Annotated in this window: 17 protein-coding genes; 5 read left to right on the forward strand and 12 right to left on the reverse strand. The window is 66.0% G+C overall.

Annotated elements, in window-relative coordinates:
- Positions 1 to 620 precede the first annotated feature (620 nt).
- Entirely contained in the window at positions 621 to 2,165 is a 1,545-nt protein-coding gene (locus K2Y56_RS06565) for a DEAD/DEAH box helicase (protein ID WP_292506270.1), read from the forward strand.
- A 151-nt stretch (positions 2,166 to 2,316) separates the two neighbouring features.
- Entirely contained in the window at positions 2,317 to 3,387 is a 1,071-nt protein-coding gene (locus K2Y56_RS06570; protein ID WP_292506272.1) for a GGDEF domain-containing protein, read from the forward strand.
- A gap of 17 nt (positions 3,388 to 3,404) precedes the next feature.
- Here the strand turns inward: K2Y56_RS06570 and K2Y56_RS06575 are convergent, their stop codons facing one another.
- Positions 3,405 to 3,782 (reverse strand): iron-sulfur cluster assembly accessory protein, encoded by a 378-nt coding sequence (locus K2Y56_RS06575; protein ID WP_292506274.1) that lies wholly within the window; start codon positions 3,780 to 3,782, stop codon positions 3,405 to 3,407.
- A gap of 136 nt (positions 3,783 to 3,918) precedes the next feature.
- Here K2Y56_RS06575 and K2Y56_RS06580 point away from each other — a divergent pair, with 136 nt between their 5' ends.
- Complete coding sequence (locus K2Y56_RS06580) at positions 3,919 to 4,374, forward strand: Uma2 family endonuclease (protein WP_292506276.1); 456 nt, start codon at positions 3,919 to 3,921, stop codon at positions 4,372 to 4,374.
- Positions 4,358 to 4,516 (forward strand): hypothetical protein, encoded by a 159-nt coding sequence (locus tag K2Y56_RS06585; RefSeq protein WP_292506278.1) that lies wholly within the window; start codon positions 4,358 to 4,360, stop codon positions 4,514 to 4,516. Before K2Y56_RS06580 ends, K2Y56_RS06585 begins: the two co-directional genes overlap by 17 nt.
- Before the next feature lie 10 nt (positions 4,517 to 4,526).
- On the opposite strand, the gene K2Y56_RS06590 is transcribed toward K2Y56_RS06585, so the two are convergent.
- The 7 genes from K2Y56_RS06590 to K2Y56_RS06620 form a co-directional block, all read right to left on the reverse strand.
- Complete coding sequence (locus tag K2Y56_RS06590) at positions 4,527 to 4,907, reverse strand: SUF system Fe-S cluster assembly protein (protein WP_292506280.1); 381 nt, start codon at positions 4,905 to 4,907, stop codon at positions 4,527 to 4,529.
- Positions 4,908 to 4,973: 66 nt separating this feature from the next.
- Positions 4,974 to 6,218 (reverse strand): cysteine desulfurase, encoded by a 1,245-nt coding sequence (locus K2Y56_RS06595; protein ID WP_292506281.1) that lies wholly within the window; start codon positions 6,216 to 6,218, stop codon positions 4,974 to 4,976.
- Between the two features lie 212 nt (positions 6,219 to 6,430).
- Entirely contained in the window at positions 6,431 to 7,753 is a 1,323-nt protein-coding gene (gene sufD / locus K2Y56_RS06600; protein WP_292506283.1) for a Fe-S cluster assembly protein SufD, read from the reverse strand.
- Positions 7,753 to 8,502: a Fe-S cluster assembly ATPase SufC gene (sufC, locus tag K2Y56_RS06605; RefSeq protein ID WP_292506285.1), complete on the reverse strand. Its 750-nt coding sequence runs from the start codon at positions 8,500 to 8,502 to the stop codon at positions 7,753 to 7,755. Before sufC ends, sufD begins: the two co-directional genes overlap by 1 nt.
- A gap of 95 nt (positions 8,503 to 8,597) precedes the next feature.
- Complete coding sequence (locus K2Y56_RS06610) at positions 8,598 to 9,059, reverse strand: hypothetical protein (RefSeq protein ID WP_292506287.1); 462 nt, start codon at positions 9,057 to 9,059, stop codon at positions 8,598 to 8,600.
- 67 nt (positions 9,060 to 9,126) lie between these two features.
- Entirely contained in the window at positions 9,127 to 10,596 is a 1,470-nt protein-coding gene (sufB, locus tag K2Y56_RS06615) for a Fe-S cluster assembly protein SufB (protein ID WP_292506288.1), read from the reverse strand.
- A gap of 70 nt (positions 10,597 to 10,666) precedes the next feature.
- The gene (locus K2Y56_RS06620; protein WP_292506289.1) at positions 10,667 to 11,830 is read right to left on the reverse strand and encodes a cysteine desulfurase family protein; all 1,164 of its coding nucleotides are present in this window, start codon (positions 11,828 to 11,830) and stop codon (positions 10,667 to 10,669) included.
- A gap of 280 nt (positions 11,831 to 12,110) precedes the next feature.
- Between K2Y56_RS06620 and K2Y56_RS06625 the strand changes: the two genes are divergently transcribed.
- Positions 12,111 to 12,767 carry an alpha/beta hydrolase gene (locus tag K2Y56_RS06625; protein ID WP_292506290.1) on the forward strand — a complete coding sequence of 219 codons (657 nt, stop codon included), beginning with the start codon at positions 12,111 to 12,113 and terminating at the stop codon, positions 12,765 to 12,767.
- Between the two features lie 10 nt (positions 12,768 to 12,777).
- On the opposite strand, the gene K2Y56_RS06630 is transcribed toward K2Y56_RS06625, so the two are convergent.
- The 4 genes from K2Y56_RS06630 to K2Y56_RS06645 form a co-directional block, all read right to left on the reverse strand.
- Positions 12,778 to 13,212: a type II toxin-antitoxin system VapC family toxin gene (locus K2Y56_RS06630; protein WP_292506291.1), complete on the reverse strand. Its 435-nt coding sequence runs from the start codon at positions 13,210 to 13,212 to the stop codon at positions 12,778 to 12,780.
- On the reverse strand, positions 13,209 to 13,502 hold the full coding sequence (locus K2Y56_RS06635) for a type II toxin-antitoxin system Phd/YefM family antitoxin (protein WP_292506292.1): 294 nt from the start codon (positions 13,500 to 13,502) through the stop codon (positions 13,209 to 13,211). The genes K2Y56_RS06630 and K2Y56_RS06635 overlap by 4 nt, the downstream gene beginning before the upstream one ends.
- Positions 13,503 to 13,580: 78 nt before the next feature.
- A complete protein-coding gene (locus tag K2Y56_RS06640) occupies positions 13,581 to 13,907 on the reverse strand; it encodes a type II toxin-antitoxin system PemK/MazF family toxin (protein WP_292506294.1) in 327 nt (108 codons plus the stop codon).
- The gene (locus tag K2Y56_RS06645; RefSeq protein WP_292506296.1) at positions 13,904 to 14,053 is read right to left on the reverse strand and encodes an antitoxin MazE-like protein; all 150 of its coding nucleotides are present in this window, start codon (positions 14,051 to 14,053) and stop codon (positions 13,904 to 13,906) included. Before K2Y56_RS06645 ends, K2Y56_RS06640 begins: the two co-directional genes overlap by 4 nt.
- Between the last annotated feature and the right edge of the window lie 17 nt (positions 14,054 to 14,070).

Below are 14,070 nucleotides of genomic sequence, written 5' to 3' on the forward strand. Positions count from 1 at the left end.
TTTCCTGCAACAAGGCGATCATATACGGGCGAATCCGTCAATGAAGGGTAAAGGTTAGCCGGAAGTCATGAGGCAGGTTGCCCGGCTGTGCCATTGCGCACATCGATTAGAGGGTCTCGTTCAGGCGATAGATATAGAATTGACCAAGGTGAATTCTTGCCGTTGGTTGCAGTGGAGGCAGGATATTGCAGCAGCCACTCCACTGGGACCGATAAACGCAAGTTTGCTTCGGGTGCGCTCGTGAATGCGGCGTCACATGAAGGTCGCGGCAGCCTCTCGGTTTTCAGACTGCATCGGTCCCCGGCTGAGTGTCCAGGCTTCGTGAGACCGGCCACTTTCCGCAATCGAGACGACGATCTCGGACGGCGCGAGTTCGAGGCCTGAGATCCCGACCTTCCGAGAGTCTTCCGCTCTCTGATGCGCCGACTATCCAGACCTGAGGGAGCAGCGCCGATTGACACGCTGCGACAAGGCTCTAAGTGTCCGCGTGAAACGTCTGCGCGGCGCCTGGCGGGTCCTCATTCATCCGGTAAGGGCCAATGGTCAAGCCGCCACATCCGACGTCGCCCTCCGCGCCGGTTCCTCGCCCATTCCCGCGCGCAACGGTTTTTTAGAACGATATGTCTTTTGCCGACCTCGGACTGAGCGACAAGGTCCTCCAGGCCGTCACCTCGGCCGGCTATACCGAGCCGACGCCGATCCAGGCTCAGGCCATCCCGCACGTGCTCGCCCGGCGCGACGTCCTGGGCATCGCCCAGACGGGCACCGGCAAGACCGCGGCCTTCACGCTGCCGATGCTGACGATGCTTGAGAACGGGCGCGCCAGGGCCCGGATGCCGCGCACGCTTATCCTCGAACCGACCCGGGAACTCGCAGCGCAGGTCGTCGAGAATTTCGAGCGCTACGGCACCAACCATAAGCTCAACGTGGCACTGATCATCGGCGGCGTCTCCTTTGGCGACCAGGACGCCAAGCTGATGCGCGGCACCGACGTGCTGATCGCGACCCCTGGCCGTCTCCTCGATCATTTCGAGCGCGGCAAGCTGCTGCTCACCGGGGTCGAGCTCCTCGTCATCGATGAGGCGGACCGGATGCTCGACATGGGCTTCATCCCCGATATCGAGCGCATCGTGAAGATGGTGCCCTTCACCCGCCAGACCCTGTTCTTCTCCGCGACGATGCCACCGGAGATCGAGCGGCTCGCCGACATGTTCCTGCACAACCCGCAGCGGATCGAGGTGGCGCGGCCTGCCTCCACCGCATCGACGATCGTGCAGAAGCTTGTCGCCGTGGGCCCGGAAGGCCACGAGAAGCGCGAGGTGCTGCGCCGCCTGATCCGCGGCGAGGCCGATCTCAATAACGGGATCATCTTCTGCAACCGCAAGCGCGACGTCGCGCTGCTCCAGAAATCGCTGGCCAGCCACGGCTTCAACGTCGCGGCCCTGCACGGCGACATGGACCAGCGCGCCCGCACCGTTGCCCTGGACGGCTTCCGCTCTGGCGAAGTGCCGCTCCTCGTGGCGAGCGATGTCGCCGCACGCGGCCTCGACATCCCGGCCGTGAGTCACGTCTTCAATTTCGATGTGCCGCACCATCCCGAAGACTACGTCCACCGCATCGGGCGCACCGGGCGCGCCGGCCGGGCGGGCCACGCCTTCACCCTTGCGAGCCGGGCGGACGAGCGCTCGCTCCACGCGATCGAGGCGCTGATCGGCCAGCCCATCCCCTGGGCCGAGGGCGATCTCGCGAGCCTGCCCGAAAGCGCCGGCGAGGCCGAGCCACGCACCCGCCATCGCGGCAAGTCCGGCGAGGGTGCCAGGCGGGGACGCGGCAGTGGCGAGGCAGCCCGGTCGGAACCCCGCGCGCGCAGAACGCCACGAGCCGCACCTGCGGCAGGCGTCGAGGCAGCCGAGGCGATCGTCGCTGCAAGTCAGCCGAAGCCGGCCGCAGCCAAGCCGGCCGCAGCCAAGCCGGCCGCTCCAAAACCGCCGCCTCACCCTCGCGGCGAGCGGAGCCGGGACGAGAGACCGCAGGATGATCGCCGGCCGTCGCCGGTGCGTCGCCGCAACGAGGACGAGGACGGCGAGACGCCTCTCGGCCTCGGCGCCCATGTCCCGGCGTTCCTGCTGCGGCCGGCGGTGATCAAGCCTCGCAAGGACGATTGAGGATCCTCTCCGTCACGAGGCGGTCGGGGCACGAGGCGGTTGGGAATGGCGGGACCTTAACCCGTTCTCCATCCTATGGCCGCATCATCCGGCCGACCAGAAGCCAGGCTCACCTCCGAGCCGGCCTCCGGCCAAGCGGATGATCGGACGGATGAGCAGCGTCACCCACGGAGACCGGGAACGGACCTTCGCCCTGGCCGAGCGGGCGAACGAGCTGATGCGCGATTACGGCTCATCGGCAACGCCGCGGGCCTACTCGGTCTGGTACACCTACGTCTCCGGCGCCCAGCCCCTGATGAACGACGCGGTCAAGCGGCTGACGGCGCAGCAGGGCAACCTCACCGACACCGACATCGACACCCTCTACGAGACCTATCTCGACAGCCGCCGCCTCTCCACGGAGGCCGAGCGGATGAGCACCAACGTGCTCGCCGAGATCGAAGGCATCATGGAGGTGCTCGACCTCTCCCTCGGCTCGACGGCGCAGTACGGCGAGTCGCTCAAAGCGCTGTCGATCGACCTCGACGGCACCGGGCTCAACCGCACCCGCGTGCGCGAGATCGTGGCGGCCCTGGTCACGACCACCCGGGAAGTCTCGGCCAATAACCGCACCCTCGAAGCCCGCATGCGCGAGAGCCGCAGCGAGATCGAGACGCTGCGCGAGACCCTGGAGGCGACGCGCCTCGAGAGCCTCACCGATTCGCTCACGGGCCTCGCCAACCGCAAGCATTTCGAGGAATCCTTGCGCAAGCTCGTGGACGGGGCCGCCCTGCAGAAGAGCCCGGCGAGCCTCGTCGTCATCGATGTCGACTTCTTCAAGCGCTTCAACGACCTCTACGGCCATCTTACGGGCGATCAGGTGCTGCGCCTCGTCGCCATCGTCATGCGCGAGCACGTCAAGGGCCGGGCGACGCTCGCCCGCTTCGGCGGCGAGGAATTTGGCATTCTTCTGCCCGAGACCGACCGTGCGGCGGCCGTCGAGATCGCCGAGAAGGTCCGCACCAGCGTCATGGGACGCGAACTCGTCAAGCGCTCGACCGGCGAGTCGCTCGGCAAGGTGACGATCTCCCTCGGCGTCGCCACCGCGCGAAAGGGCGAGACTCCGGTCTCCCTCCTCGAACGCGCGGACCTGTGCATGTTCATGGCCAAGCGCGACGGCCGCAACCGCACGGTGGACGACACCACCGCGCCGGAGGGAATGGACCTGCCGCACGTGGCGTGAGGCAGGCTCGCCGAGACCTACGCCGAGGCGTGAAGGGCTTCGGGATTGACGGGCGTGATCGCCACCGATTCCCCACACCCGCAGGCCGAGGTCTGGTTCGGGTTGTTGAACACGAACTGCGACGACAGCTTGGTGGTCTGAAAGTCCATCTGCGTGCCGAGCAGGAACAGCACCGCCTTCGGGTCGACGAAGACCCTGACGCCGTTCTCCTCGACCGTGTCCTCGCCGGGCTTGGCGCCCTCGGCATATTCCATCGTGTAGGACATGCCGGCGCAACCACCGTTCTTCACGCCGACGCGCAAACCGGCGATCGGCCGGTCGGCGTCGGCCATGATCGCCTTGATCCGATCGGCGGCCGCGTCGGTGAGCGACAGGACCTTGAACTTCGAAGCCATGGGTTCTCTCCGGCAACCGGGTTCAAGGCCCGGGCGGTTGAGGATGATCGTACTGCGTTAAGATAAGGATGCCGGAGCCGCAGGTCCACAGCGGCCCGGTCGTGCTATGTTCCGTTCACCGCCGAAGGAGGATGCCGTGGGCGAGCCGGCCGTCCGCAGGATGAGCGTGGAGGAGTTCTTCGAATGGCAGCTCAGCCAGGACGGGCTCTACGAACTCGTCGATGGTGTGCCGGTGCCGCACGTCAAGATGATGACCGGCGCCATCGTACAGCACGACCGCGCAACGGTGAACATCATTGCCTCCCTTCACGCTCAGCTCCGCGGAACGGGCTGCCGACCGACAACGGACGACGTGGCCCTGCGCACCAGCATCACGACGATCCGACGGCCGGACATCACCGTGGAATGCGGGGACCTCGTCCGCGACACCTACGAGAACCGCGCGCCGCGCCTGGTGGTGGAGGTGCTTTCTCCCTCGACCAGCAGGCATCGACCGCTTCCGCAAGCTCGACGAGTACCGGCGCCACCCAGCCCTGCGCTACATCCTGCTCGTCGAGACGCGCTTTCCCGGCACGGTGCTCTACCGACGTGAGGAGGGCAGCGAGGAATGGGAGGCACTGGTCTTCGAGGCGATGACGGACCGGATCGACCTGCCCGCCATCGGCGCCTCCCTCGCCCTCGCCGACATCTACGAGGACATGGTGTTCGAGCCCGGCCGCGCTCCGCCGCGCTAGTCCTGTCGCCTCACCACATATCGAGGGCGACGCGGGCCTCGTCCGACATCCGGCTCTGGTCCCATGGCGGATCGAACACCATCGTCACCGCGCAGGATTGAACGCCCGGGACGGCCGCCACGGCATTCTCGACCCAACCCGGCATTTCGCCGGCGACAGGGCAGCCCGGCGCCGTCAGCGTCATGTCGATGGCGACCCTGCGGTCGTCGGCGATGTCGACCTTGTAGATGAGGCCGAGCTCGTAGATATCGGCCGGGATCTCGGGGTCGTAGACGCTTTTCAACGCCGCCACGATGTCGTCGGTCAGCCGGTCGAGTTCCTCGGGGGGAATGGCGGAATTGCTGGCGATGGCGGGGGCATTGGTCCCTCCGGTGATGGCTGCATCGCTCATGGTCTGTCCTCTCGATTGTCGCGGACGATGGCTCGCCCCGGCGCCTTCGCCGGGGAGCGGGTCCCCTCAGGCAAACATCATCTCCGCCTTGGCAAGCGCCTCGGCCAGGGCATCGACCTCCTGGCGGGTGTTATACATCCCGAACGAGGCGCGACAGCTCGACGTGGCGCCAAAGCGCGTCAGCAGCGGCATCGCGCAATGGGTTCCTGCCCGGATGGCAACGCCGTAGCGGTCGATCACGGTGGCGATGTCGTGGGCATGGGCGCCCTTCATCTCGAAGGCGATGACGCCGCCCTTGCCCTTAGCGGTGCCGATCATGCGCAGGGAGTTCATGGCGCCAAGCCGCTCCTGGGCATAGGCCATCAACGCATCCTCGTGGTCGGCGATGCGGTCGCGGCCAACCGTCATCATGAATTCGAGGGCCGCCCCGAGCCCCACCGCCTCGACGATCGCCGGGGTGCCGGCCTCGAAGCGGTGCGGCGGGTCGTTGTAGGTGACCGCGTCCTGCGACACCGTGCGGATCATCTCGCCGCCGCCCATGTAGGGCGGCAGCCGCTCGAGCCATTCCTTCTTGCCGTAGAGCACGCCGATGCCGGTGGGCCCGTAGACCTTGTGGCCGGTGAAGACAAAGAAGTCGCAATCGAGCGCCTTCACGTCGATCGGGCGGTGGACCGCGCTCTGCGCCCCGTCGAGCAGGACCGGCACGCCATGGGCATGGGCGATGCGCACGATCTCGGCCGCCGGGGTAACGGTGCCGAGCACGTTCGACATGTGGGTGATCGCCACCATCTTGGTGCGCGCGGTGAAGAGTTTCTCGTAGTCTTCCACGAGGAAGTTGCCGTCGTCGTCGACGGGCGCCCACTTGATCACCGCGCCCTTGCGCTCCCGCAGAAAATGCCAGGGCACGATGTTGGAATGGTGCTCCATGATCGAGAGGATGATCTCGTCGCCCTCCCCGATCTGGCCCGACAGGCCCATCGAGGAGGCGACGAGGTTGTAGGCCTCGGTCGCGTTGCGGGTGAAGATGATCTCGTCGGTGGAGCCGGCATTGAGGAACTGGCGCGTCGTCTCGCGCGCACCCTCGAAGCCTTCCGTCGCGGCGTTGGCCATGAAGTGGAGGCCGCGATGGACGTTGGCGTAGCCCGTCTCCATGCAGGAGACCATCGCGTCGATGACCGCCCGCGGCTTCTGCGAAGACGCCGCGTTGTCGAGATAGACCAGCGGTTTGCCATAGACCGTTTGGGCAAGGATCGGGAACTGAGCCCGGATCGCCTCGACATCGTAGGGCTTGGTGAGCACGGGTGCGTTCATGTCTCGACTTTCATGACGAGTCGGGTGGCTCTACCAACCCGCGACCTCATCCTGAGGTGCTGCGAAGCAGCCTCGAAGGAGGCCTCAAGGACTCCTTGCGCGAGTTGGAGCCCTCCTTCGAGGCCTCCGCTGCGCTCCGGCACCTCAGGATGAGGTCGCCGGGAAGGACCGAAGGCCCGGCCCCAGCATCCAGGCCGGACCTTCGGTTTCTCTCAGCCTCGCGCCTTCAGCCAAGCCTCGATCGTTCCGACCAGGGCCTCGCGGGCGCCCTCATGCGACACCGCCTCGATCGCCTCGCCGAGGAAGGCCTGAACCAGAAGGCTCTCCGCCTGTGCCTTCGGCAGCCCACGCTGCATAAGGTAGAACAATAGGTCCTCGTCGAGCGCGCCGCAGGTGGCGCCGTGGCCGCAGGCGACGTCGTCGGCGAAGATCTCCAGCTCCGGCTTGTTCATCATCTGCCCGTCCTCGGACAGGATCAGGCAGGCCGACATCATCTTGCCGTCGGTCTGCTGCGCCGCCTGCTGGACGATGATCTTGCCCTGGAACACGCCCGTCGCGGAGCCGTCGACCACCGTCTTGAACAGCTCGCGGCTGACGCCGCCGGTAGCAGCATGGTCGGCCAGGAAGGTGGTGTCGGCGAGCTGGGAGCCGTTCAGCATCGTGGCGCCGTTGACGATGGCCTTGGCGTCGGCACCGGCGAAGTTCAGGTAGACCTGATGGCGCGAGAGCACGCCGCCGACGACGACGTTCACGGTCTCGATCGCGGCCTCTACGCCGAGGCGCGCCGACAGCGTTGAGAGGGCGACCGTCTCGCGACCCTCGGCGTTCAGGCGGGCGTGCCGGAAAACGGCATGGTCGCCGACCACGACGTCGACCGCATCGTTGGGCTGATAGGCGACGCCGTCAGGCCCCTCGTGGGTCTCCAGGATCGTCGCCTCGGCGCCCTCTTCCAGCACCACGAGGACGCGGGTCGCCGTCGAGAAGGCCTCGCCGCCCGCGCCGACGAAGCGCAGATGGATCGGGCCCTCGACCTTGGCGCCGGCCGCTACGTGGATGAGCGCACCATCGGCCAGGAAGGCGGTGTTGAGCTGGTAGATCGGGTTCTCCGAGGCCTGCCGAACGGGCGTCAGCCGGTCGAGGAGCGCGTGGCCCTGGCTCAGAGCCTCGGTGAGCGGCGTGATCGTGACGCCCTCGGGCGCACGCCCGAGATCCGAGGATCCCGTGATCAGGTGCCCGTTGACGAAGTCGAGGCGGAGAGCCTCGAGACCTGCGAAACCCTTCGCGCCCGAGAGCGCGGCCTGCGCGGTCTCGGCGGACGGCATCTCGGCGGGCGCCGCCGCATCACGGAATGCGGAACGCAGGTCGGTGTACTTGAAGGCCTCGACGCGGCGGGTCGGCAGGCCCACAGCCTCGAAATAGCGGAACGCCTCCTCGCGGGCGATCGAGACGCCCGTCGGGTAGCGCATCTTCGTGGCCTCGAAGAGCTTGGCGAGGCCGGTCTCGGCGGGAGAACGCAGCGGCGTGATCTCGGCCATCAGGCAGCCTCCGTCCGGTACTCGGCGTAGCCCGAAGCTTCAAGCTCGAGGGCGAGCTCCTTGCCGCCCGACTTCACGATGCGCCCCTGAGACATGACGTGGACCACGTCCGGGACGATGTGGTTCAGGAGGCGCTGGTAGTGAGTGATGACGAGGAAGGACCGACCCTGCGCGCGCAGGGCGTTCACGCCCTCGGAGACGATGCGCAGGGCGTCGATGTCGAGGCCGGAATCGGTCTCGTCGAGGACGCAGAACTTCGGCTCCAGAAGCGCCATCTGCAGGATTTCCATGCGCTTCTTCTCCCCGCCGGAGAACCCGACATTGAGGGCGCGCTTGAGCATGTCCTTGTTGATCTCGAGCTTCTCCGCGGCCGCATTCACCTTGCGGATGAAGTCCGGCGTCGAGATCTCGCCCTCGCCCCGCGCACGGCGCTGGGCGTTCAGCGTCGCCTTGAGGAAGGTCATGGTGCCCACCCCCGGGATCTCCAGCGGGTATTGGAAGGCGAGGAACACGCCCGACGCCGCCCGCTCGTCCGGCGACATCTCGAGGATGTTCTCGCCATCGAGAAGGATCTCGCCATCGAGGACCTCGTAATCCTCCTTGCCGGCGATGACGTAGGACAGGGTCGACTTGCCCGAGCCGTTCGGACCCATGATGGCCGCGACCTCGCCGTCGTTCACGGTGAGGCTGAGGCCGTTGAGGATGCGATTGTCCTCGATCTGCACGACGAGGTTCTTGATTTCGATCATAGTCTGGTCCGTTCAGTAAAAAATTCTTCAAAGTCTCAAGTAGCCTGCGGCTATCCTTGCCGTGGCCAATCAATTGACGCTCGGTCGTATGGCGATCAGTTTCTCACCCCGAGATACCCGATCACCAATTCGATCATCCGCTTGCGAAGTGCCGTCTTGGTGAGCGGATCGAACTCGCCGAGCTCCGTCCTCTGCATGGTCGAGCGCTGCCCTCCCGGTGCGAACAGGACCGACAATTCGCCGCCGCCCGTGACCACGATGGCGACCTCCGCGGGCCGGCCGGATTTCGCGAAGGCGATCTGGCTCGATTTGAAACCCGTCGAGATACCCCATTGCTTCAAGGCTTTGGCGTTCTCCACGTCGCCCTTGTAGAACGCGGCGAGGAACTCGCTCGCCGCGCGATACCGCATCCGCCTCTCGGCCTCTGCCCTACGCTCCGCCCCACCGAGGTGACGCAGAGCCTCGTCGAAACCCGAGGTCACCGGTTCCGGCGCCGTTTCCGACCAAGCGAGATCGCCCAGAAGAACCGCAGGCGACGAAGTCACGTCCTGAGTCATTCTTTCGCCCGTCGAGCAGTCGCCTCGAGCGACGATAGCGGGGCGCGTTCTGCAACCCCGCGCGCCATCACCCCACCGAGCCTTCCAGGCTGATCGAGATCAGCTTCTGGGCTTCCACGGCGAATTCCATCGGAAGCTGCTGCAGCACGTCCCGGACGAAGCCGTTGACGATGAGGGCCGTGGCCTCCTCGTTCGAGAGACCGCGGCTCTGGCAGTAGAACATCTGGTCTTCCGAGATCTTCGAGGTTGTGGCCTCGTGCTCGAATTGGGCGGAGGAATTCTTCGACTCGATGTAGGGCACGGTATGCGCCCCGCACTGGTCGCCGATGAGGAGCGAGTCGCAATTGGTGAAGTTGCGCGCGCCCGTCGCCTTCCTGTGCGCCGAGACGAGACCCCGGTAGGTGTTCTGCGAACGCCCAGCCGAGATGCCCTTCGAGATGATCCGGCTCGTCGTGTTCTTGCCGAGATGGATCATCTTGGTGCCGGAATCGACCTGCTGCATGCCGTTCGACACCGCGATCGAGTAGAACTCGCCGCGGGAATTGTCGCCGCGCAGGATGCAGGACGGGTACTTCCAGGTGATTGCCGAGCCGGTCTCGACTTGCGTCCACGAGATCTTCGAGTTGACGCCTCGGCAATCGCCGCGCTTCGTCACGAAGTTGTAGATGCCGCCGCGGCCCTCGTTGTCGCCAGGGTACCAGTTCTGGACCGTCGAGTATTTGATCTCGGCATCATCCAGGGCCACGAGCTCGACCACCGCCGCATGGAGCTGGTTGTCGTCGCGCTTCGGGGCGGTACAGCCCTCGAGATACGAGACGTAGCTCCCCTTGTCGGCGATGATCAGGGTGCGCTCGAACTGGCCGGTATCGCGCTCGTTGATGCGGAAATAGGTCGACAGCTCCATCGGGCAGCGCACGCCCGGCGGGATGTAGACGAAGGATCCGTCGGAGAAGACCGCCGAGTTGAGGGTGGCGAAGAAGTTGTCGGTCACGGGCACGACCGAGCCGAGATACTTCTTCACGAGGTCGGGGTACTCGCGGATCGCCTCGGAGATCGGCATGAAAATCACGCCGGCCTTGGACAGCTCCGCCTTGAAGGTCGTCGCCACCGAGACCGAGTCGAACACCGCGTCGACCGCGACCCGGCGCTCGGGGGCGATGCCTTCCAGCACCTCGACCTCGCGCAGGGGAATGCCGAGCTTCTCGTAGGTCTTCAGGATCTCCGGATCGATCTCGTCGAGGGACATCGCCGCCGGGCGCTTTGGCGCCGCGTAGTAGTAGATGTCCTTGTAATCGACCTTGTCATAGGAGACCCGCGCCCATTCGGGCTCCTTCATGGTCTGCCAGCGCTTATAGGCGTCGAGGCGCCAGGCCAGCATCCATTCGGGCTCGTCCTTCTTGGCCGAAATGAAGCGGATCACGTCCTCGGAGATGCCCTTCTCGGACTTCTCCATCTCGATCGTAGTCTCGAAGCCGTACTTGTACTGGTCGAGGTCGATCGACCGGACCCGGTCGATGGTTTCCTGCACTGCAGGCATCAGGCGTCTCCTAACAATCCCGGCGTCAAGGGCCGGGCGTTCGTGAGAGAATGGCGTGGGAAGGCGGCGTTCATGCCGCTTGTCCTCGCCGGTGATATAGGGTGGCGACGAGCCGTTCGCAGGTCGCCAGGAAGCGGGTGGCGTCGCTTTCCCCGCTGTTCCACCCGAAACTCACGCGGATCGCCCCTGCGGCCAGTGCAGGGCTCACGCCCATGGCGGCGAGAACCGGCGAACGCGCGACCTTGCCCGATGCACAGGCCGAGCCGGACGAGACCGCGATCCCGGCAAGATCGAAGGCGATCAGGGCCGTCTCCGCCGCGAGGCCCGGAACGGCGAAGTGGAGCGTGTTGGGAAGGCGCGGCGCGCCCTCCCCGAACACCACGACATCCGGCGCGATCGCGCGCAGATGCGCCTCGACAGGGTCGCGTAGGCCGGCATCGATCCCCGCCCGCACTCTTTCGGCGGCGAGGCCTGCGGCTGCGCCGAGGCCGACGAGGCCGGGCAGGTTCTCGGTTCCGCCGCGCTGGCGTCTCTCCTGACCACCGCCGCGCAGGAGCGGCGCATCGAACCCGACGCCCTCCGCGAGCACGATCGCGCCCGTACCCTTGGGGCCGGCGAATTTATGCCCCGACAGGGTCAGCGCATCGAGACCGAGGGCGCCCATATCGACCGGGATCTTGCCGATTGCCTGGACGGCGTCGCTATGGACGAGGGCACGGCCGTGGCGGCGAGACAGGGCGACGATCTCGGGCAGCGGCTGGACCACGCCGGTCTCGTTGTTGGCAGCCTGCACCGAGACAAGGACGTCCTCGCCGCAGGTCTGCACCAGTGCCTCGGCTAAGACGTCGAGCCGCAGGACGCCGGCAGCATCGACCGGGATCACGGTGACGCAATCCGGTGCGAAGCGATGGCCGGCCATCACGCAGGGATGCTCCGTGGCGCCGAGCAGTAGTCGCGTCGGGCGGGCACCGCCCCTGCGGACGAGCGCACCCGACAAGGCCGCGTTGGCGGCTTCGGTGCCGCCGCTGGTGAAGACCACATTCTCCGGGGTTGCCGCGACGAGGGCGGCCACGGCAGCGCGGGCCTCCTCCAGGGCGGCGCGGGCTGCCCGGCCCTCGGCGTGAATCGAGGACGGGTTGCCGTGCAGGGACAGGGCGCGCGCCATCGCGGCCGCCACGTCCGGATGGACGGGCGAGCTCGCGTTGTGGTCGAGATAGGCGCGCGGCGAACTCATCTCTTCATCCGGACCCGAAACGATGATTCCTTGCTTTTGCCCCCCGCGACCATGCTAAGGCGCGCGGGAGACAGTGGAGCCTGATCGCTCAGACCTCCGAGGCAGCCGACCCGGTCTTCGCCGGACCAACCTTCTTTAGAATTGTTCTAATTGACTAGAATTGTCCTAAGAGCGCTTTTAAGAACGTCGCTCCGCGAGTCAAGGCGTGGCGCCGTCGCGTGGGAGGCCGGGTGGGCATCGTGAGCGTTCAGGGCGACGAGCAGGAATTTGGATAGACGCAATGCCTGAAGTCATCTTCACCGGCCCGGCCGGACGTCTGGAAGGGCGCTACCAGGCCCCGAAGAAGAAGGGCGCCCCGATCGCCATCGTGCTGCACCCGCACCCGCAATTCGGCGGCACGATGAACAACCAGATCGTGTACAACCTGTTCTACACCTTCGCGAACCGGGGCTTCGCGGCGCTGCGCTTCAACTTCCGTGGTGTCGGGCGCAGCCAGGGCTCGTTCGACCACGGCACGGGCGAACTCTCCGATGCAGCCTCGGCCCTCGACTGGGTGCAGGCGGTGAACCCCGAGGCGCGGGCCTGCTGGATCGCCGGCGTCTCGTTCGGCTCCTGGATCGGCATGCAGCTCCTGATGCGGCGCCCCGAGATCGAGGGCTTCATCTCGATCGCCGCCATGGCCAACCGCTACGACTTCACGTTCCTCGCCCCCTGCCCCTCCTCCGGCCTCTTCGTCCACGGCTCCGAGGACCGGGTCGCCCCGGCCCGCGAGGTGATGCCGGTGATCGAGAAGGTGAAGACCCAGAAGGGCGTCATCATCGAGCACCAGATGGTCGAGGGCGCCAATCATTTCTTCGACGGCAAGGTCGACGAGCTGACCCAGACGGTCGACACCTACCTCGACAAGCGGCTTGGGCCGAAGGAGTCGGTGGGGTGAATGGCAACGATCAAGCCGTCGCGTCGATCCAAGGGTTGAACAGGGCGGCGCGCGTCCGGGCATAATCGCCGACATCGCGGGTGACGAGGGTGAGCCCATGATGGATGGCCGTCGCCGCGATGATCAGGTCGGGCTGCGAGAAGGTGTGGCCTGACTTGCGGCCCTCTTCGACCAAGAGCCTCCAGGTGAACATGACGTCCTCGGTGATGGCGAGTACGCGGCCCCGGAACAGAGGCCGTACCTTCAGCGAAAGCCAGTCGTTCAGTTCAGCCCGCCGCCCCACATCGGCGATGCGTTCGATGCCGAAGCGGATTTCCGCGAGCGTCGCCGCGCTGACGTGAAGTTGGTCGAGGGGTTCACCCCCGACGAAGGCGATCACCTTCGGTTCCGGCCTCGGACGTCTCAGCTCCGACAAAACGTTGGTGTCGAGCAGCCAGCCCGTCACAGCGCTACGTCGCGCACGGGCATGATCGACCGGTCGGGTTCGATGTCGATCTCGCGATGCGGCGAGGCCTGCATGGCGGCGACAAGCGCCTGACCATCGCGGTCTCCCTTCAGTCTATGGAACTCGTCGACGGAGATCACCACGACTTCATCACGCCCATGCACCGTGACGTGCTGCGGACCCTCGCTGCGGACGCGGCGGACAAGTTCGCTGAACCTGGCTTTGGCATCCTGTAGCGGCCACCGCCCTGGTTGGGACGGTCGATCCGACGCGTTCGGTATTCTGGTCATACGGACTAGAATATCACGATGGGATAGTCGGGCCAACGTTCTCGTCGAGCCGGTTGAATGACAGCAGGTGAGCTCTGTCTAATCTGCGAGGCCGAGGACGACGGAGAGCATCCGGTTCAGGCCCAGCATCGTGTCGTCGTCCAATCGCCCGATCACCGCTCCGCATTTCGAGCGCGGAAGAGCGACGATCTTGTCGACCATGATCTGGGATTCGACCTTGAGGCCGGTTGCGGGAGAAGGGTCGACGGTGAGGCGGAAGAGCGGCGTGTCCCGCAACGTGATCGTGAACAAGGCGACGAGGACGCTAACGGTGCCGTCGAGCCAATCCGATTGCATGTCGATAGCGGGTCTCGGTTTCCCGTAATCTCCCGAGGCTGAGACGGTGACGATATCGCCACGCTTCACGATGTTGGCCGGCCCACCGCGGACTCGATGAAGGCGAGTGCGTCGGCCTCTTCGGGGACACCGCGCAGAAGCGAGGCCTGGCGCGCCGCCTCGGCCTGGAAGTCGGGAGCGGCCGGATCCGGCACCCAGACGCGAAGCAGCCTCACCCCTCGCGGTGCTGAGC

The sequence above is a fragment of the Methylobacterium sp. genome, assembly GCF_019745455.1.
Taxonomy (GTDB): Bacteria; Pseudomonadota; Alphaproteobacteria; order Rhizobiales; family Beijerinckiaceae; genus Methylobacterium.